General features: G+C 55.6%; 16 protein-coding genes and 5 pseudogenes. 8 read left to right on the plus strand and 13 right to left on the minus strand.

The window, feature by feature from the left end; genetic code table 11:
• Positions 1-199: 199 nt before the first annotated feature.
• Both K3762_RS19325 and K3762_RS19330 read left to right on the plus strand, forming a co-directional pair.
• The gene (locus tag K3762_RS19325; protein WP_260013010.1) at positions 200-451 is read left to right on the plus strand and encodes a helix-turn-helix domain-containing protein; all 252 of its coding nucleotides are present in this window, start codon (positions 200-202) and stop codon (positions 449-451) included.
• Entirely contained in the window at positions 451-1770 is a 1320-nt protein-coding gene (locus K3762_RS19330) for a type II toxin-antitoxin system HipA family toxin (RefSeq protein WP_260013009.1), read from the plus strand. Before K3762_RS19325 ends, K3762_RS19330 begins: the two co-directional genes overlap by 1 nt.
• 283 nt (positions 1771-2053) lie before the next feature.
• Here the strand turns inward: K3762_RS19330 and K3762_RS19335 are convergent.
• A pseudogene (locus K3762_RS19335) lies at positions 2054-2242 on the minus strand (helix-turn-helix domain-containing protein); the annotation flags it as partial.
• Positions 2243-2840: 598 nt separating this feature from the next.
• Between K3762_RS19335 and K3762_RS19340 the strand changes: the two are divergent.
• Positions 2841-3317 (plus strand): MarR family winged helix-turn-helix transcriptional regulator, encoded by a 477-nt coding sequence (locus tag K3762_RS19340; RefSeq protein WP_260013393.1) that lies wholly within the window; start codon positions 2841-2843, stop codon positions 3315-3317.
• A gap of 391 nt (positions 3318-3708) precedes the next feature.
• Here the strand turns inward: K3762_RS19340 and K3762_RS19345 are convergent, their stop codons facing one another.
• The 3 genes from K3762_RS19345 to K3762_RS19355 are packed head-to-tail and all read right to left on the minus strand — an operon-like array spanning position 3709 to position 6669.
• The gene (locus K3762_RS19345) at positions 3709-4821 is read right to left on the minus strand and encodes a C4-dicarboxylate TRAP transporter substrate-binding protein (RefSeq protein WP_260013394.1); all 1113 of its coding nucleotides are present in this window, start codon (positions 4819-4821) and stop codon (positions 3709-3711) included.
• A gap of 28 nt (positions 4822-4849) precedes the next feature.
• Positions 4850-6160, minus strand: a complete 1311-nt coding sequence (locus K3762_RS19350; protein WP_260013395.1) for a TRAP transporter large permease — start codon at positions 6158-6160, stop codon at positions 4850-4852.
• Entirely contained in the window at positions 6157-6669 is a 513-nt protein-coding gene (locus tag K3762_RS19355) for a TRAP transporter small permease subunit (protein WP_260013396.1), read from the minus strand. The genes K3762_RS19350 and K3762_RS19355 overlap by 4 nt, the downstream gene beginning before the upstream one ends.
• Before the next feature lie 132 nt (positions 6670-6801).
• On the opposite strand from K3762_RS19355, the gene K3762_RS19360 reads away from it, so the two are divergent.
• Both K3762_RS19360 and K3762_RS19365 read left to right on the plus strand, forming a co-directional pair.
• Positions 6802-7698 (plus strand): LysR family transcriptional regulator, encoded by an 897-nt coding sequence (locus K3762_RS19360; RefSeq protein ID WP_260013397.1) that lies wholly within the window; start codon positions 6802-6804, stop codon positions 7696-7698.
• A 71-nt stretch (positions 7699-7769) separates the two neighbouring features.
• Positions 7770-8528, plus strand: coding sequence for a carboxylesterase (locus tag K3762_RS19365; RefSeq protein WP_260013398.1), 759 nt, complete (start codon positions 7770-7772; stop codon positions 8526-8528).
• Positions 8529-8575: 47 nt separating this feature from the next.
• Here K3762_RS19365 and K3762_RS19370 read toward each other — a convergent pair whose 3' ends face one another.
• The gene (locus K3762_RS19370) at positions 8576-8872 is read right to left on the minus strand and encodes a CcdB family protein (RefSeq protein ID WP_260013399.1); all 297 of its coding nucleotides are present in this window, start codon (positions 8870-8872) and stop codon (positions 8576-8578) included.
• Positions 8872-9114: a type II toxin-antitoxin system CcdA family antitoxin gene (locus K3762_RS19375; RefSeq protein ID WP_260013400.1), complete on the minus strand. Its 243-nt coding sequence runs from the start codon at positions 9112-9114 to the stop codon at positions 8872-8874. Before K3762_RS19375 ends, K3762_RS19370 begins: the two co-directional genes overlap by 1 nt.
• 676 nt (positions 9115-9790) lie before the next feature.
• Here K3762_RS19375 and K3762_RS19380 point away from each other — a divergent pair.
• Positions 9791-10596 (plus strand): annotated as a pseudogene (locus K3762_RS19380) (IS3 family transposase); the annotation flags it as partial.
• Between the two features lie 260 nt (positions 10597-10856).
• Here the strand turns inward: K3762_RS19380 and K3762_RS19385 are convergent.
• Positions 10857-12089, minus strand: a complete 1233-nt coding sequence (locus K3762_RS19385; protein WP_243268033.1) for an IS110 family transposase — start codon at positions 12087-12089, stop codon at positions 10857-10859.
• A 136-nt stretch (positions 12090-12225) separates the two neighbouring features.
• Here K3762_RS19385 and K3762_RS19390 point away from each other — a divergent pair.
• Together K3762_RS19390 and K3762_RS19395 are read left to right on the plus strand one after the other, a co-directional pair.
• Positions 12226-12579: pseudogene (locus K3762_RS19390) on the plus strand (transposase); the annotation flags it as partial.
• Between the two features lie 31 nt (positions 12580-12610).
• Positions 12611-12859 (plus strand): annotated as a pseudogene (locus K3762_RS19395) (integrase core domain-containing protein); the annotation flags it as partial.
• A gap of 40 nt (positions 12860-12899) precedes the next feature.
• On the opposite strand, the pseudogene K3762_RS19400 reads toward K3762_RS19395, so the two are convergent.
• The 6 genes and pseudogenes from K3762_RS19400 to K3762_RS19425 form a co-directional block, all read right to left on the minus strand.
• A pseudogene (locus K3762_RS19400) lies at positions 12900-13231 on the minus strand (sugar phosphate nucleotidyltransferase); the annotation flags it as partial.
• Positions 13232-13255: 24 nt separating this feature from the next.
• Positions 13256-14227 carry a GDP-L-fucose synthase gene (locus tag K3762_RS19405; RefSeq protein WP_260013403.1) on the minus strand — a complete coding sequence of 324 codons (972 nt, stop codon included), beginning with the start codon at positions 14225-14227 and terminating at the stop codon, positions 13256-13258.
• Position 14228: 1 nt separating this feature from the next.
• Complete coding sequence (gene gmd, locus K3762_RS19410) at positions 14229-15350, minus strand: GDP-mannose 4,6-dehydratase (protein WP_260013406.1); 1122 nt, start codon at positions 15348-15350, stop codon at positions 14229-14231.
• Positions 15350-16489, minus strand: a complete 1140-nt coding sequence (locus K3762_RS19415) for a hypothetical protein (RefSeq protein WP_260013407.1) — start codon at positions 16487-16489, stop codon at positions 15350-15352. The genes gmd and K3762_RS19415 overlap by 1 nt, the downstream gene beginning before the upstream one ends.
• A gap of 8 nt (positions 16490-16497) precedes the next feature.
• Positions 16498-16917 (minus strand): DapH/DapD/GlmU-related protein, encoded by a 420-nt coding sequence (locus K3762_RS19660; protein WP_311199003.1) that lies wholly within the window; start codon positions 16915-16917, stop codon positions 16498-16500.
• Positions 16907-17452: a glycosyltransferase family 10 gene (locus K3762_RS19425; protein WP_260013409.1), complete on the minus strand. Its 546-nt coding sequence runs from the start codon at positions 17450-17452 to the stop codon at positions 16907-16909. Before K3762_RS19425 ends, K3762_RS19660 begins: the two co-directional genes overlap by 11 nt.
• Positions 17453-17658: the final 206 nt, after the last annotated feature.

Here is a 17658-nt window from a genome sequence, read left to right on the forward strand (position 1 = left end):
AGGAAAAGCTATCGATCCTCGGTTAGATCAGCCTAATGGCACAACAGTCAGCGATGTCGCGCGAGCGCCCATAGCATTACACGCCAGCATGTCTATCAGTAGCCCCAAGGTATTTCTAACTTATACACTTAAGTGCACAACCAATATATGCGCTGTGGCGAATATTGACCCATAATGCGCTTAAGCGTATATTGCCTGCATGAATGATTTAGCGCGCACCCCAAGACAGATCGGTTCCATCATCCAGCGGGCACGCAAGAAGCGCGCTTGGTCGCAGATGAAGCTTGGCGAGCAGGCAGGCCTCCGTCAGGCGACCGTTTCGACGATAGAGAACGGAGAAAAACCCGCCAAGCTAGAAACCATCCTCGCTATCCTTGCAGCTCTCGATCTCGAACTCAGGATCGGACAGCGCTCTAAGGGCCATGGCAGGGATATCGAGGAATTGTTCTGATGGGCCGACGTCCGGCCTATGCGCCCTTGCATGTATATATGAATAATCGCTGCGTTGGAATGCTGACGCGCCAGCCGAACGGTGCCATCGAGTATGCATACGACACGGACTGGCTAGATTGGGAACATGCCATACCGCTCTCTTTGTCTCTGCCGCTGCGGGAAACGCCCTATCGCGGCGAACCCGTCTCTGCCGTCTTCGAGAACCTGCTGCCAGATTCAGACAAGCTCCGACGCCTCGTCGCCGAAAGGGTCGGCGCGCGGGGGACGGACGCCTACAGCATGCTGACCAAGATCGGCCATGACTGCGTGGGGGCACTTCAGTTCATTGCAGGAGACGAGGAAGTACCTGACGCTGCCGGCAAGATCAAAGGTGAAGCGATCAATGAGGCTACCATTGAAAAAATCCTGAACCGGTTGAGCCAAGCCCCGCTTGGCCTCACCAGCGACGACGCCTTCAGGATTTCAGTTGCGGGGGCGCAAGAAAAGACAGCCCTGCTTTGGCATGACGGTCAGTGGATCAAACCCCACGGCACGACGCCGACCACCCACCTGATCAAGACGCAAATTGGAAAGCTGCCCGAGGGTATCGACCTTTCAGATAGCGTCGAGAACGAATACTATTGCTTGAAACTCATCGCTGCGTTTGGCCTGCCGGTGAATACAGCCACCATCGAAACCTTTGGCGAAACCAAGGCTCTGGTCATTGAGCGCTTTGATCGCCGCTGGACGAAAGACGGGCGAGTGTTGCGTCTGCCTCAGGAAGATTGCTGTCAGGCACTCTCTGTCCCACCAACGCTAAAGTACCAGAACGAGGGTGGGCCCGGCATGATCGATGTTCTGGGCTTGCTCAATGGCAGCGATACACCGATCGAGGATCAGAACATTTTCCTCAAAGCACAGCTCATCTTCTGGCTGATGGGGGCGACAGACGCTCATGCCAAAAACTTCAGCGTATTCCTAGGCCCTCGCGGCAGCTATCGCATGACCCCCCTCTATGACATCGTGACAGCGCAAGGCGCACTACACGCCGGCCAAATCGAGCGCAAACAGATGAAAATGGCGATGTCGGTTGGAAATAGCCGGCACTATCGGTTTGATCAAATTCACGGACGGCATTTTGTGCAAACGGCCATACGCGCCGGTCTCTCAAAAAAGCGGGTGACGGACATCATCGAGGGGATCGTGGCAAGAGCGCCCGAAGCGCTTGATAATGCCGCCCAAACCCTGCCTAAAGGCTTTCCTCAAGTCATTGTCGATATCGTAAGTAAAGCAATCCTAGAACGGCTTGATGGCCTCAGGCTGCCTAACAGTGCGTAAGGTATAAGGTCTCAAAAACCTTAGCTTATCCCTAGCATCACGAATATTCCCCGCCAGGTGTTTACCAACATAACGGTTCTTCCACCAGCACAGCACATCAGCCAGCCGGTGCGCTACTGTGAACTCACGGTGAAGTGCAGTTCTTGATATCTCGTTTTACTCCAACCGGTTCTGTATTTCCATCAGGTTGCTTTCAAACACCTCAGCGGGGCGTCCGGTAGCCAAAGCATTTGCGCGGCGTGGCGTTGAGGCGGTGGCAAATCGACCTCAAATATCGATTTGTCAGCGCTGTCGGTGCGGTTGATCTTGGCAGGTCGTCGTCCGTGTACCGATTACGCTTAATGTCTCGGTAGATCGTGGCCGGGTCGCGACCCAGTCGATCCGCGATCTCTAAAATCGACATTTTGGCTTCAAGCCACTTTGCAAGCTTGCGACGTTCGTCCAGCTTCAGGTGACAGTAGTGGGTTCCCATTCTTCATACTCCATGCAACTATCTGTATTCGTACAGAATTTGCACTTCGTTTGTGAATCCACCCGGCTACACTGTGAACACCTATAATCCGTCTTATGGTAAACTGACGGCAATACGATCAACCATGTGGCCAGCAAAATCAATTGCCCGAAACGTATTATCCAACATACCTAAGGGCTACCTTTCCGCCTCCCGATAGCGAACAACTAACTGCGCGGCATGCGACCGGGGCCCAAGCGCCTCAACTGTGCGAATCCGGTCTATCTAGCACGCAGGAGCGTAAATCGGGACGGCTTCGCCCCGTTGTCGCAGGACCTCCAAGCGCATTCTTGTAATCGGCTGGTCAAGAGCTTCTGTCGATGCTTTCCATCCAGAATTTGACATCACCAAAGCGTTTAGCTTGTCGGCGCCGTGTTGGTTAAGAACCCCTACCACAGCTCCGGACCTACAAAGGCGCAAGGTTCCCCCGATGAACGGCTGGCCGCCCGTGCCGTCGCGCAATACTTAGATTGCCTTCGCAAGGTTTGCGCGAATCCAACAGCTTGCATTAATAAACTTAGCTTATTATGACTATTCCCAAAGAATGTAAGAGTGACAAATGCACCAACCTATAGACTCCGATACCGCGTTCTTCTTACTTCTCGATATCGGTCGCTTGATACGCGCAGAGTTTGAGTACAAGGTAAACGATGCGGCGCTAGGCATTACTCCAGGCGAGGCACGAACATTAGCGAATATTGCGCGCTTCGGGCCTCTGAGCCAGAACGAATTAGCCGACATAAGTGGCTTTGGTGCGATGAGCGTGACCAGGGTGCTGAGAAATCTTGAAAAAGCAGGACTGGTATGTCGAAGCACCAACCCAAATGACCGTCGCGTCAGAATGGTTCAAGTAACCGAAAAAGCTTCGCCACTTCTAACTGAGTTAGCGAGCCTTGGGGATGAGGTGAGAACCATTACACGCGGGGGGATATCTACCAAAAACTGGCGCGCTTTTGAAAGCATGTTGAAAATTGCACGCGATAACCACCTAACAGCTTATCGCGCGAGACGTACGGCGGAACTTGAGCCAGATTGAGTAAAGATGACCGTTGCAGTTCCATCGCGGAACCGCTTTCCTTGCATTGAACGGACTGCCGTAGAGTATACCCTTATGGTCAGTGGTTTGGGGAAAAGCATATATAAACCGCTCTTCTGATGCGCGATTATCAAAGGCTTTGATGCCGATTCAGCGATATGGGGTCCGGAAGTCTCTTATACCTACGGCGCCAACGATCTGCATGACAACACAGGGCACGACCCGTTCGAGCGCACAACAGTCAAAGGCATGCCGCGCCATGTGCTCTCTCGGGGTGAGCTATTGGTAAGGGATCGTGCGCTGGTCACCGAAGCGCCGCGCGGTCGCTGGTTGCCAATGCGGGCGGGCTAAGGGGCGCCATTGAAGCGCCCCGCCTATTGCGTTTTAGCGCTTAGTTCATGCCGTAGTTTGCACGATCCAGCTTGTCAAAGATCTCGGCCTTTGCCAGTGCCGCGAGGGCGTCGGTGTCAGTGTGGTCTACATCAGCCAGCAGTTCGGCCCAGCGATCTACGATGCGCTTATAGTCTTCCAGTAGCGCCTCGGGGTTCTCGATCCCGCGGCTTTTGGCGTTTTCGATCAGCACAGCCTCGTCCGCTTTGACGAATTCCGCCAGCGCGTCTTTGAGGGCCTGATCGGGCTCGAAGACCTCTAGGCCGCCTTCTTTGGCAGCAGAGACGGCTTTTTCGACATCCTTGTCGAACTCAACCCGGTGCTGCGCCAAGTAATAGGCCATCTGGTCAAACAAAACGTCGCGCGACTCTTGCGACAGACCCTGCCAGAAGGTCGGGTTATACCCCCATTCGAAACCGGCGTAGTAGTTCCCCACGGCCAGCATATTGAGATGCGTCACCACATCGGAAAGAGAGAAGGAATCCAGCGCATCGGCAGCCGCCACGGCACAGTCGAGCGACCCTGTGTCGAGCCCGGTGTACATCTCGCTTGAGGGGATCGACACGGGCACGGCGCCCACATGCTCAGCAAAACGCGACCATGCGCCGCCCGCCATGCGCAAACGCTTGCCTTGGATGTCCTCATAGGTGGCAACGGGGGTGTTGCACATCATGTAATATTCCGAGGTCGAATAGCCGCCGCCAAAGACCACTCCGTTGTCTTTCCACTCGGCCAGCGCGGCCTCGTTGGTCAGGCCAAATTCGGTCGAGGCAAAAGCCATGACCATCGGGTCGGTGTTGTAAAAGGCAAAGTTACCTATCAGGTTTGCGACCGGCAGTTCGGACGGGGTGTAGGTGCCCGCGTGATAGGTCACCTGCGCAACGCCATCCCGCACGCCCTGTAGCGAGGCGGCAGGCGGCAGTAGTGAACCACCGGCGAAAACGGTGAAGTTCACGTCACCCTTGGTTTCTTCAGCCACGCGCTCGGCGAATTCCACATAGGGCCCGCGCACCATCGAATGGCGCTCTGCAAAGAAATGGTTCGCGTTCTGGGCTGCGGCAACGGTGCCGAGGCCACAGGCCGCGAGGGCTAAAAGGGATGTGCTCAGTTTCATAGTGTCGTCTCCTCCGGTTGAAATTGCGTCACTGCGCCATGAGCGAGGGCAGGAACAGGCTGATCGCGGGAAAGGCGATCAGGATAAAAAGCGTCACGATGTCCATGGCGATGAACCATGTTGTGCCCGAGATGATGTCGCGCAACTTGACCTCGCCCGAGAGCGCGCTGTGCAGGACGTAAAGGTTCAGGCCCACGGGCGGTGTCACAAGACCGATCTCCAGCAGCTTGATGCAGATGATGCCGAACCAGATCAGGTTGATGTCTGCAGCTTCAAGGACCGGGAGCAAGATCGGCAGGGTCAGCAAGATCAGACCGATGGAGTCGATCACCATACCCAAGATCACGAAGAGGGCGGCGATCATTAAAATGATCACGATCTGATTGTCAGAGACCGCCAACATCGCGTCTGTCAGCGCCCGCGGCACGCCCGACAGCCCCATGAAGCGGGTGAACATCACCGCCCCGATGGAGAGAAAGAAGATCGAAGATGTCGCCAGCGTCGTTTGCCGGATCGCTTCGGCCAGTGCTTTGCGAGTCAGCGAGCGGCGCAGCAAAGCGACCGTCGCGGCAAGGAAAGCGCCCACGGCGCCGGCCTCTGTCGGGGTGAAGAAGCCCCCGAAGATGCCGCCCAAAACGCCCAGCACAAGCACTGGGAAAGGCCAGACGGACCAGACCAATCGAAGCAGTTGCGCGCGGTCGATCCGCTCAACAACGGGCGGCGCCAGCGTGGGCGTGACGGTGGCCCGCACGGTGATCATCGCCATATAAACGAACGCAGAGAGCACGCCGGGAATGACGCCCGCGATGAACAACTGGCCAATCGATTGCTCGGTGAAGATGCCATAAAGCACCATGAGGATCGACGGCGGAATGAGCGAGCCAAGCGTGCCCGAGGCCGCGACCACGCCGGTGGCCAGCGAGGGGTGGTATTTCGCCTTCAACATTTCTGGCACGGCAATTTTTGACATGGCCGCCGTCGTTGCGATGGACGACCCGGAGGCGGCAGCAAACAGGCCACAAGCCCCGACACTGGCCGACGCCAGCCCGCCCGGCACCCGCGCCAGCAACACGCGCAGCAGATCGAAAGCGCCTGCGGTCAGCCCGGTGTTGGCGGCGATGAACCCCATAAAGAGGAACATCGGGATCGCGGTCAGCGACCAGTCCCCAATCAGGTTGAAGGGCATGGCGCTGACGATGCCAAGCGCGGCTTGCAAATTGAACATGATGGTGATGCCGACAAAGGACACCGCCATCAGCGCCGTGCCAATGGACATGCGAAAAGCCAACAGGCCAAACAGCGCGCCCACACCGATCCAACCGACAACAAGATTGCTCATGACACGCCCCCATCAAGTTCAGACTGGGTGACAGGCGCGCCGCGCAGCACCAAGAGCGCTCGCAGCAGGGCGGCGAAGCTGGCCAGACCAAAGCCAAGCGGCAGCGCCATGCGCGACGGCCAAACAATGACCTCGCGCCCGCCCATCACAACTTCGCCCACCCGCAGCGCCCGCGCGGCATCAAGCCCCGTGCGCCATGTCATCACGGCAAGGATGGCGGCAGCGGCGAGGCAGCTAAAGATCAGCGCCAGCTTTTGCAGCCAGTCCGGAAAATGATTGAACAATAGGTCGACCGAAATCTGCTGGTCCTGCATCTCGACAAAGGCCATCGGCAACATGACCAGCGCGACCATATAGTAGTAGGAGGACATCTCAACCGTGCCTTGGATCGGCGCATTCCACACCAGTTTAGCGACGACATCGGCCACGATGTTCAGCATCATCGCGATGACGCCGAAGCCGCCGATAAACATCAGCCAAGAGCATAATCTGTTGAACAGCGTCAGCATCGGGCCTCCTCCCCCATACCAAGACGGGAACCAGGCCCGTAATTCCGATTCAACCTCACCGCTGAACGGTCAGTTGACAAATAGCGATGGTTGATCGAGTGATAACGAAACGCGATCAACACGGAAGCATCAATGAACCACGGCAGGAAACCCACAAGGCTCGACCTCCGACATCTGCGATACGCTTTGGCCGTGGCCGATGCCCAAGGTTTTCGCGCCGCAGCCGAGATGCTCAATATCGCGCAGCCGGCCATTTCAAAAGCCGTGAAAGACACTGAGGTGGATTTGGGGTTTCGGATATTTGATCGCAGTGGGCCGCGCGTGATCCCTACGCCAGAAGGCGTTGTTTTCCTCGACGATGCGCGCCAGACGGTCGCGCAGTTCGAACGGACAATCCGCGCTTCGCGCCAGAATGCTGCCGGGGCCCGTGGGCATATCATCGTAGGCTATTCCGCCCTCGCCACCTCACATCAGATCTCGGAAGCGCTGGATGCGTTCCACCGCAGTGTCCCCGGCGTGCAAGTCGAGATGCATGTCATGTCTACGGATAACATGCTGAAAAACCTGAAGTCTGGCGCGATTGACCTTGGCTTTCTGCTGTCTCATCCCACCGTTGGCGCGCCGGGGATCGACCAAATGCCCGTCTGGAGTTCGCGCATTGGTGTGGTCGCCCCCGCAGGCGAAGCCCCTTCGCGCGTGACTGATTTGTCAGAGATGCCCTTCGTCATGGGGTTGCGGGAAAACTGGCGCTCATGGCGCGCGCTGCTCGACAGCGCTTGCGATCGCGCGGGTCTTACCCCCGTGGTGGTGGATGAGGCTTGGGACGTGCAGGTGATTTTGCAGCGCGTGGCCGAGCGCCGCGGCGTGACGCTTTTCCCCTTGAGCATGGCCGACAGCCTGCCCGCCGCTTTGGAGTTGGTCCCAATAGCAGGGATGGATGCAGAGGCGACGATCTCGATGGCATGGAGCATCAAGGCAGATACCGGGTTGCTGCGTCAGTTCCGCAATCACTTCCCGCCGCTTGGCTGATCGCGTTCGGTTATCGCACGATACCACAAGTCTATTTGCGTAACGCGGCGATAGCGCGATCATATGCGCCTATGAAACAAACCCCGATCGCCCCCTTCGACCTGCCCGAGGCGCAGCCTTTTCTTCTCGAAGGCCGCGATACCGGGTTTCTCTTTTTCCACGGTTTCACCAGTACGCCGCAGAGCGTGCGCGAAGTCGCTGAAAAAGTACATGAAATCTGCGGCGCGACGGTATATTGCCCCCGTCTTGCGGGACATGGCGCAACCCCTGCCGCCTTGGCCAAAACCGGCCAAACGGATTGGGTCGCCTCTGCTGAGGATGCCCTCGTCACCCTCTCCTCACGCTGCGCCCGCGTGATCGTCGGCGGGCTTTCCTTGGGCGCGACGCTATCACTCAACCTCGCCGCCAGAATGCCCGACAAGATCCAGGGCGTGGTCAGCATCAACGGCTCGACCGGCCTCTACCGCCCCGAGGTTGTGACGCCGCTTTACAAGGCAGACGGGCCAGCGTTTATCGACGGCATCGGCTCCGACATCGCCGAACCGGGGAGGACCGAGATCTGCTATGATCGGATTCCACGCGATACACTAAAAGAGCGGTTCCTGCTGACGAATGCGACCGGCGCCTTGCTGCCGCTGATACGGCAGCCGATCCAGATTATGCAGTCGCGATGCGACAATGTCGTCGACCCACAAAACGCACTGCGTATCGCGACCTCAGTGGGGTCAAGCGAGATACGGCTGTCTTGGCTAGAGCGGTCATATCATGTGGCGACGCTGGATTATGAGCGGGGCGAGATTGCGCGGCGGATTGCTGGGTTCTTAGGGTAATCGGATACGATCGCGCTCGGAAGAGATGGCTGGTCAAATTGACCTGCTCAGAACCCCGAAAAGACCATGTCGAGCGCACCGCGGATTTCATAGTCCGATGCGGAAAGATCGGCGATGGGCGGACCTTTGAGCAACGCAGAGGGGATCGCCGCCATCTCGGCAGTATGCAAGGCATAGGCATCGCCGTGAATATCGAACACTGGCTCGAGGCGTCCTATGACCCCCGGCCCGCCTGCAATTGGGATCAAAGGTGCGACGACGCGGGAGCCGGTGTCGATTAGATCCGTTTGGAGGTCGAGCACAAACCGTCCGCCAGATACTTTGTAGACTTGGAACTGCGCCATCAGCCGAGCCGCAACACCTGTACGTCCGCCAGCGGCATCCGATTGGTCTCAATCCAAGCGCGCCGCTCTGAGATCGCCGCCGCATTGTCTGACGTCCAAGCCGCGGCCCGTGCCGCACGCACCGCGTCTCCGACCGCAGCATCGCTGATCGCGGAGACGTTCAAGCCTAACTCCCGGGCGGCGGTGAGATTTTCTGCCGTCAGGGTAATGTTTGTGCGCTGCTTTTCAGCTGTGTTCTGCATACCGTCCTCCTGCTCCACATGAAAGATACACATAAATAGTGTGTAATGCAATGGGACTGGAATCACCTCCATACTGGCGCGAATGCCCCGGCGGGTTGCAAAAGGGGCGTTTTCCGCGCCCATCTCTGAATTTCGGTAGGCAGACCGGCCCGCGCGCCGCCGATGTTGCGCGTTATCGAGCGTTCCTGATGGGGGGGGAGGGTTGGAAACGAAATTTTAATTCAACCCCATGCACAGTAGAATATCCTTACGTTTTAAGCCCCACTCCGAGCTTTAGACGTGATAGGCTCGTCCTTAATGCGGCAACCTGTCGAAGGCGATATGGCAAAGACACCCTCCAAAAACGACTCAGCGGCACTGCCTTCCCACGAGGTATTGCCGGTGCGCGCCTATTTGGACATAAACGAGGTAGATCTCGAAACCCAGAAAATGAACGAGATTGCCCAACTGGTCCGCTTGCCAGATAGTCTGTCAAAAGCAGATCAAAATACCCGGCTCGCCAGGGCCTAGCCCCTACTGACGGGCTTGAAGGCATGCTTGCAGCGCAGATGGTTGGTACGCATCACGCGGCGCTTGACTGCCTTCGCATGGCAGCAGTTCCGGGGCAGACTGACCTGCCCCCTGCTGGTACCTCATTGTAATGTAGAGTCTGCGCCAACACTGAAGGAGCAGACACATGCGAAAGAGCCGTTTCACTGAGGCGCAGATAATTGGGATGATCAAAGAGCAGGAAGCAGGAATGCCGACCGCGGAAGTGTGCCGCAGGCATGGCCTGAGCCCTGCGACTTTCTACAAGCTGAAGTCCAAGTATGGCGGGATGGAAGTGTCTGAGGCCGCGCGGCTGAAGGCACTGGAGGACGAGAACGCCAAGCTCAAACGCCTGCTGGCCGACACGATGTTGGACAATGTCGTGCTGAAGGATTTACTGGGAAAGAACTGACGACATTGACCCAGCGGCGAGGGGCGGCGCTCCAGGTGATGCGGGATCATGACATCTCGCAGCGCCGGGCCTGCAGGCTGATCTGTCTCGACCCCAAGACAGTCCGGCGAGAACGCCCGCCAGACTGTGCTGACATCCGCAAGGAGATGCAGGAGATCGCTGGCAAGCGACGCCGGTTCGGATATCGCCGGATCGGCGTTCTTTTGGAGCGTAAAGGTATGACGATGAACCACAAGAAGCTCTATCGCATCTACCGCGAGGAAGGGCTGTCGGTGAAACGGCGGCGCGGCCGGAAACGGGCGCGTGGCACCAGAACACCGATGCCATCGGCATCGTGCGCCAACGCGCGCTGGTCGTTGGATTTCGTGTCCGACAGCTTCGGTGCCGGACGCAAGTTCCGGATCCTCGCCGTGATCGACGACTGCACGCGGGAATGCCTGTGCCTGATTGCAGATACCAGTCTATCAGGCGCGCGGGTTGCAAGGGAGCTGAGCGCTCTGATCCGGCTCTACGGCAAGCCCGGCTGCATTGTGAGTGACAACGTCCTATGCGCGGAGTAACTGGCTGATTTGGCATCAGGTCATTGTCGTATCGAGGTGCCTCGACACGTTCAGAGAATGCCTCAGTTCGGCTTTTTGTCAACGACAGTCTCTCCCATAACAAACACAGAGTACGCTTTTGCGGCTCTCACCGTCCTTAAGACGAGATCATCGGGTCGCTAACACAGAAGGCCTGAACATTATCTACGAGGTCAGTTACCTGCCTCCACGGCACCTACAGAGAAAGGTCCTTCTGCGATCGATCACCCCTCAAAGAAAGGGCGATAGGGCTCGCCATGTTTGATAATCCCGTGAACAGTACGGGCCATCTTGGCGGCGATTGCGGAATACGCCTTTCGACGCAAATGGGTGTTTTGTCGGTCCTTGGCGATGTAGCGCTCGAACTTATCCCGGAAGCTGTTGGTGCGCTGCAGTATGGCAACCTGGCCAGCCATCCATAGGGTGCGGCGCAAGCGGGCATTCCCGTATTTTGACAGCTTGGTTTGGCCCCGGAATGTGCCCGACTGAATGGTTGCCAAGTCCATGCCGCAGAACTTCAAGAACTGCCGATGATGTCCAAAACGGCGCAAGTCGCCAGCTTCTGCGAGGATGGTCAGAGCGTTGATCGGGCCGATCCCAGGTATTGATGTCAGCAACTGATAGTCAGGTAGATCCTTGAGAAGCGCGACGGCGCGATCTTCAATTTGATTACGTTGCGCAATGAGACTGCGGCCTTCTCCAAGGACCAAGCGGAACATTCTGATCGCATCAGAATCTGGGGCAACCGGCAATCCCACGGAAGACTTAGCTGTCTCGTAAATATCTGCAAGCAAACGCTCTTTCGCGACCTTGCGCCCAATGACGTCCCAAGCATCAGCGGTGAAAGCGGCTTTGTCCATTGCTGTGATCAAATGTGGTGATGGATAACGCTCAAGGAATGCAAAGAACCAATCACTGCGTGAGCTGCGGTGAAACCGATCCGCTTCAGGGAAGTACAGCGGCAGATAATGGGTCAACACCCGGTGCCAAAGTTCAGTCTTCGACTTGGAGACGATATCGTGGGTTTTGGACAGCTCTTGAATGTCATTCGTGCCGCATACCAGAGGGTCGTGGTAATATTGCTCGTTTCCGATCTCCATCATATGCAGGATCACTTGCGCGTCCTTTGGGTCATTCTTATCCCAGCTGTTGTTGAGGGCTTCGCGCGTCCGCGCCAAAGCCACTGAGGACACCAGCTTTACCTCAAAGCCAGCAGTTGCCAGATGGTACGCTAAGGCACGGTGATAATTGCCAGTCGCCTCAAAGGCTACACGAACAGGGCGTCCGTATTCCTTAAGTGCGGTGGCGAGGCGGTTGAAGGCGGCAAGTTCGTTTAAAACGGTTAAGCGACGTCGCCGTTTCTTATCTGGAATAGCGATCAAAACTTCATGCCGGGCCTTGGCGATGTCGATAGCCACCAAAACAGGGGCATCTTGTGCAACAATAATCTTGGTCATAGCTGGTCTCCTTTGCGGTGTGGTTTGTGCAAAACCACTGTAGGGACCCGAGACCCGGCTATGACCACCTGCTGCGCTACCTGGGGCTGCGCAGGCGGCCATAGCCTCTCAATCAGCTTCATTCCAAAGGTGTTATGGGACCGAGTTCACAAGCCGGGCGATCCTGAAATGGGCCGACGAGCAGGAGGTGCCTTGGCACTACATTGATCCCGGCAAGCCGCAGCAAAACGCGTTCATCGAAAGCTTCAACGGCAGCCTGAGAGATGAACTCTTGAACGAGGAGATCTTCGACAGCCTGGACGACGCCCGGCGCAAGCTGGACCTCTGGCGCTATGACTACAACACAGTCAGGCCGCACTCATCTCTGAGCAACCAGACACCGCAACAAGCGCGCCGAGCGCTTGAGCAATTTGCGGGCTCCGCGCTCGGCGCGCTTGCGCCAGACGGAGAACCTGAATACCAAAATCCAACCTGCAGACTCTCGTTATGAATGAGGGACCAGCAGGGGGCAGGTCAGCACCCTTATGGAATGGGCCGAGCACAAGGGCATCGTTCTGGCCCATATTCAGCCGGGAAAACCGCAACAGAACGCATATGTCGAGCGCTACAATCGGACGGTCCGGCATGAATGGCTGGACCTCCACATCTTCGAAACCATCGACCAGGTGCAGCAGATTGCCACTGAGTGGCTCTGGTCTTACAACAACGAGCGCCCCAACATGGGCAACGGCGGCATAACCCCCGCCCAGAAACTGAAGATGGCCGCGTAAATTCTACGACCAAGCCCCTGCAAAAATGGGGGGATTACCCAAGCATAAGCGCTTCAGGCGCGCGGGCAGCGAGGCTCAAAGCTGCCGCAAGGATCGCGGGGGCGGTGTTGCGCCCTTCCGGCTCAATAAGAATGCCCGCAGGCGCAATCTCAACCGCCGCCAATTGCTCGGTCACGATAAAACGAAAATCCGACCCCGTCAGGATCATAGGCGCGGCAAACCCGTCACCGGACAACCGCTGTGCCGAAGCCTGAAACAGGCTTTCTTCGCCCATCAGCTTGGCAATTGCTTGGGGTAACTTTTACGGGACAAAGGCCAAAGCCGAGTGCCGGAACCGCCAGCTAGGAGGATCGGGTGAACAATATGGGTCATCTAAAATATCCTGTCGGGAAAAAGTCAGTGCCGAATGGAATTCTGATTGTCGATAAACCAGTCGTAAGTTTCCTGCAGCCCCTTTTCGAGGTTAACTGAGGCACGCCATCCCATATCCGCCAGACGGCTCACATCCATCAACTTGCGTAGAGTTCCATCGGGCTTACTGGGATCATTGGTAATGCGCCCCATAAAACCGGTAACCTTGGCCACCATCTGCGCCAGTTCCATGATCGAAACATCTGTCCCGGTGCCGACGTTGATATGGCTCAACATCGGCTGGGTGTTGGCGTCATAGGTCTCGCGATCGAGATCGAGCACAAAGAGGCTGGCCTCAGCCATATCATCTACATGCAAAAACTCACGCCGCGGCTTGCCCGACCCCCAGATTTTTACCTCATCGTCGCCAGCCTCTGCTGCCTCATGAAACCGCCGGATGAGGGCGGGCAGCACATGGGAGTTCTCGGGATGGAAATTGTCACTTGCACCGTAAAGGTTCGTCGGCATGACCGAGCGGTAATCTGTACCGTGTTGCCGGTTGTAGCTTTCGCAAAGCTTTATCCCGGCTATTTTGGCGACAGCATAGGGCTCGTTGGTCGGCTCCAGCACACCGGTCAACAGCGCGTCTTCCTGCATCGGTTGAGCCACGGCGCGCGGGTAGATGCAGGACGAGCCCAGCTGCAGCAGCCTTGTGACGCCTGCGTCGAAGGCCTGATGGATGACATTGCATTCGATCATCAGGTTGTCGTAGATGAAATCGGCCGGGTAAGTATTATTGGCGTGAATGCCCCCCACCTTAGCCGCCGCGAGGATCACCACATCCGGCGTCGCAGACTGCATAAAATCGCGCACGGCGGCTTGATTGGTCAGGTCTAGTTCCGCATGGGTCCGGGTGATCAGGGTGAGATCTTCTCCTGCTGCGCGCCGCGCCTCTAGCTGCCGCAGAATGGCGCCCCCGACCATGCCGCGATGTCCAGCGATGTAGATCTTTTGCATGTTATGCCTGCTCGATGCTAATTGGCAATTCATAGCCATGCTCTTTCAACAGCGCATGACGGCGCGCAGTACGCAGATCGGCCTCCACCATCTCGGCACACATCTCCTGTGCAGTGATCTCGGGTGTCCAACCTAGCACCTTCTTGGCTTTGGCCGGATCGCCGAGAAGTGTTTCGACTTCCGCCGGGCGGAAATAGCGCGGGTCGATCCGCATCACCACATCGCCAACCTTCAGGCCCGATGCCTTAGAACCTTCAATCGCGGCGACAGTGGCGATTTCGTCGACGCCCTCGCCGGCGAATTTCAGTGACACACCTAGTTCTTTGGCCGTCCAAGTGATGAACTCACGCACCGAATATTGCATGCCGGTAGCGATCACGAAATCTTCCGGCGTGTCTTGTTGCAGCATCATCCACTGCATGCGGACATAGTCCTTCGCATGACCCCAATCGCGGAGACTATCGATGTTACCCATGTAGATGCAGTCTTCAAGGCCTTGTGCGATATTTGCCAAGCCCCGGGTAATTTTGCGGGTCACAAAAGTTTCGCCGCGGCGCGGGGACTCGTGGTTAAACAGGATCCCGTTACAGGCGTACATGCCATAAGCTTCACGGTAGTTCACCGCGATCCAATAGGCATACATCTTGGCGACCGCATAGGGCGAGCGCGGATGGAAGGGCGTGGTCTCGGACTGAGGTGTTTCTTGGACGAGACCGTAAAGCTCCGACGTTGAAGCTTGATAGAAGCGCGTGGTCTTTTCCATCCCCAGAAAGCGGATCGCTTCAAGCAGACGCAGGGTGCCGACGGCGTCAACATCTGCGGTGTATTCTGGTGCTTCGAAACTTACTGCCACATGGGATTGCGCGCCGAGGTTATAGACCTCATCGGGGCGCACTTCGCTGAGGATTCGGGTCAGGTTCGAGGTATCGGTAAGGTCACCATAGTGAAGCTTGAACCGGGCGTGGTCCATATGTGGGTCTTCATAGATGTGATCGACCCGCTGTGTGTTGAAGGACGAGGCTCGGCGCTTAATGCCATGCACCTCATAACCTTTCTCGAGCAGGAACTCCGCGAGGTAGGACCCGTCTTGCCCGGTGACCCCGGTGATTAACGCTCTAGGCATTATCTTTCTCTCTCTGGTTGAATTTTAATGGAAGTCGCGGTCCTCATATACAATGCTGATCCAAAAAGCAAAATTATCGCTCCCACAAAGTATGTCACCGAAATTGCATCATCGACAGATAATACTTCCTCCAAGTTTATAAAAAAAAAGTACATAACAATCGAAACAAGAAAGGACCAAATACCGACGCCGAACCAGGAAGCAGAACGAGCAGCCCTATACACCAGAATGATGCCGCAAAAGTTAAAGAAAGCTAAAGAAAGGAACAGAAGCAAGATAGAAGATCCTGAGGCGAAGCTGATAGCGGGGATATAAGGAAAAGCAAAGTATATGCATATAGCTGCGCATGTAAGTCCGGCACTGCCGAGAAACCCGCTCGCGGAGTAGTTTTCCCTCGCTACTAGGCTCTCTAAAACTCGGCCAATACTGTCTCCAAAGATATCGGCGCTGCGCCTTGCGAAATATAGAATATCCTGAACAGCATTTTCTTGACCGAGGAAAATATAACTAAAGAATATGTCTCGGAAGCCAACTAAAGATCGCTCGAACATTGAAAGAACCACTTGAATGTACTCGTCTCGACGGAGAAAAGATAGAACATCAGAAATGTTAGCCTCTGAAAAATTAAAAACGATAGCGGCTTCCAAAACACGGGAGAGAGTAAATCCAACTAAGAAACCAAAAAGACCGAGCTGTTGAGTGTAAAAAATTGCAAATATAGAAAAAAATAACCTTGGGATAAGGCTGACTGTTAGAAATCCGAACTCTCCTAATATAGTATAGTTTACACGGAATAGACACCGTGCTCCTGAAAATATCTGAGCTAGCAGCAGGACCATTACTAAGAAAGTTATAGAAACCGTGAATCCGGATGAAACCCAGAAAATCCAAACAACTAGGAGCGCACTGCCAAATATTGCTGGTAGCCAGAGAGAGGCCGACCAGAATACCCTTGGCCGGGGATGAGACATGACCAGTGCTGATCGAAATCCATCTCCAATAGCAGCTATTCCCAAAAAGAGGGTGATAGAGTAGAAGACAGAACGGTCTACGCCCGGCAGATGCCATAGGACGCTAAAATAGATAAGAAGTGACGATGCTGGCGATGCAATAAGAGCACCGTACCTAAGAAAGCTCATTCGTTCCGTCATATTCTTTTAAGGACGGCAGGAACGCCCACGGCCATCGAATTACACGGCACGTCTTTAGTAACCAATGCACCGGCCCCCACGATGGCATTATCCCCAATAGTCACGCCTGGCAGTATGATAGCGCCGGTTCCGATCCAAACATTTTTCCCTATCTTGACTGGCTTATCTATTCTGATCGCCGAATATGGAAATTTATACTTATCATGGGTGGATGTGTGGATGATAACGCGAAGCGCTATGATCGTATGGTCGCCAATCTCAACAGCGTCAGTGCCGAAGATGGCGACTTCGCCACCGAAGTGCACATCAGTACCTACGGTAATGTTAGTTCCGTCTCCCCAAACCGTAACGCCTCTTCGCCTCCACCGAATCTGACGGAACTTTCGGCGAATATAGAGCCCGACCCTAAAAAACATTAAGAAATCTCCGAACTCGGGCGCGGAAGGAAAACTCGTACTCTGGCCGGATAAGTTTTACATTATCACGAAGGGCGTAGTCCTCTGACGTCATGGTCAGGCTAATTTCCTTCAACCTCCGCCAAAACGAACAGTTCGCCAGATAGTGCCGTTGATTATGGGCTACAGCGGCCGCGAGTTCATGCTCGCGCCCCCCCCATAAGGCTTCAAAACGATCTTTCTTAGTTCGGAATTCTCTAGCGCTAATCTCCTCAAGTACAATCACTGCATCATCTACAAAGCCAGGAGGGAGCCCAGCTCCCCAGTAAACTGGAATTGCTCCGGCAATTAGGACATCGCCAAGCTTTTCTGAAAAATAGCCTTCTTCTGCGGAGTTTTCTATACAAAATGCGTACCGGTAATTACAGTATAAATCGCGTTTCGTTGGGACGGGGTGAAAACCCACCCCGTATAGATCGCACTCTCCCTTTTCATATAGATCAAGGATCATTGAACGCCTCAAACGATGGGCATACGAAACTGTCTTGTTGCTCATTACGCAACACACACCTTCTCTAACATGGGATCTGAACGGCTCGGGCGCGCCTCCGAAGGCGCGAGAACAAACCCAGGATCCCGAGACGTCGTCAAAGCAAAGGTCGGCCATCTCTGGCAATATTGAGCGTTCTAATACTTTCGTAAGCTTATTAATCTTCCGATGGCTAAAGATAAAATCAAACTGGTCTAAGAATGCCGGTTGGT

The sequence above is a fragment of the Sulfitobacter sp. W074 genome (assembly GCF_025142275.1).
GTDB lineage: Bacteria > Pseudomonadota > Alphaproteobacteria > Rhodobacterales > Rhodobacteraceae > Sulfitobacter > Sulfitobacter profundi.

Excerpts from the sequence above, each read along its gene's own strand:
- K3762_RS19345 (WP_260013394.1), bottom strand. The coding sequence starts at position 4,821 with ATGAAACTGAGCACATCCCTTTTAGCCCTCGCGGCCTGTGGCCTCGGC.
- K3762_RS19370 (WP_260013399.1), bottom strand. The coding sequence starts at position 8,872 with ATGGCGCAGTTCCAAGTCTACAAAGTATCTGGCGGACGGTTTGTGCTC.
- K3762_RS19375 (WP_260013400.1), bottom strand. The coding sequence starts at position 9,114 with ATGCAGAACACAGCTGAAAAGCAGCGCACAAACATTACCCTGACGGCA.
- K3762_RS19415 (WP_260013407.1), bottom strand. The coding sequence starts at position 16,489 with ATGAGCTTTCTTAGGTACGGTGCTCTTATTGCATCGCCAGCATCGTCA.
- K3762_RS19660 (WP_311199003.1), bottom strand. The coding sequence starts at position 16,917 with ATGTTTTTTAGGGTCGGGCTCTATATTCGCCGAAAGTTCCGTCAGATT.
- K3762_RS19425 (WP_260013409.1), bottom strand. The coding sequence starts at position 17,452 with ATGAGCAACAAGACAGTTTCGTATGCCCATCGTTTGAGGCGTTCAATG.
- K3762_RS19385 (WP_243268033.1), bottom strand. The coding sequence starts at position 12,089 with ATGACCAAGATTATTGTTGCACAAGATGCCCCTGTTTTGGTGGCTATC.
- K3762_RS19355 (WP_260013396.1), bottom strand. The coding sequence starts at position 6,669 with ATGCTGACGCTGTTCAACAGATTATGCTCTTGGCTGATGTTTATCGGC.
- K3762_RS19340 (WP_260013393.1), top strand. The coding sequence starts at position 2,841 with ATGCACCAACCTATAGACTCCGATACCGCGTTCTTCTTACTTCTCGAT.
- gmd (WP_260013406.1), bottom strand. The coding sequence starts at position 15,350 with ATGCCTAGAGCGTTAATCACCGGGGTCACCGGGCAAGACGGGTCCTAC.
- K3762_RS19350 (WP_260013395.1), bottom strand. The coding sequence starts at position 6,160 with ATGAGCAATCTTGTTGTCGGTTGGATCGGTGTGGGCGCGCTGTTTGGC.
- K3762_RS19325 (WP_260013010.1), top strand. The coding sequence starts at position 200 with ATGAATGATTTAGCGCGCACCCCAAGACAGATCGGTTCCATCATCCAG.
- K3762_RS19405 (WP_260013403.1), bottom strand. The coding sequence starts at position 14,227 with ATGCAAAAGATCTACATCGCTGGACATCGCGGCATGGTCGGGGGCGCC.
- K3762_RS19365 (WP_260013398.1), top strand. The coding sequence starts at position 7,770 with ATGAAACAAACCCCGATCGCCCCCTTCGACCTGCCCGAGGCGCAGCCT.
- K3762_RS19360 (WP_260013397.1), top strand. The coding sequence starts at position 6,802 with ATGAACCACGGCAGGAAACCCACAAGGCTCGACCTCCGACATCTGCGA.
- K3762_RS19330 (WP_260013009.1), top strand. The coding sequence starts at position 451 with ATGGGCCGACGTCCGGCCTATGCGCCCTTGCATGTATATATGAATAAT.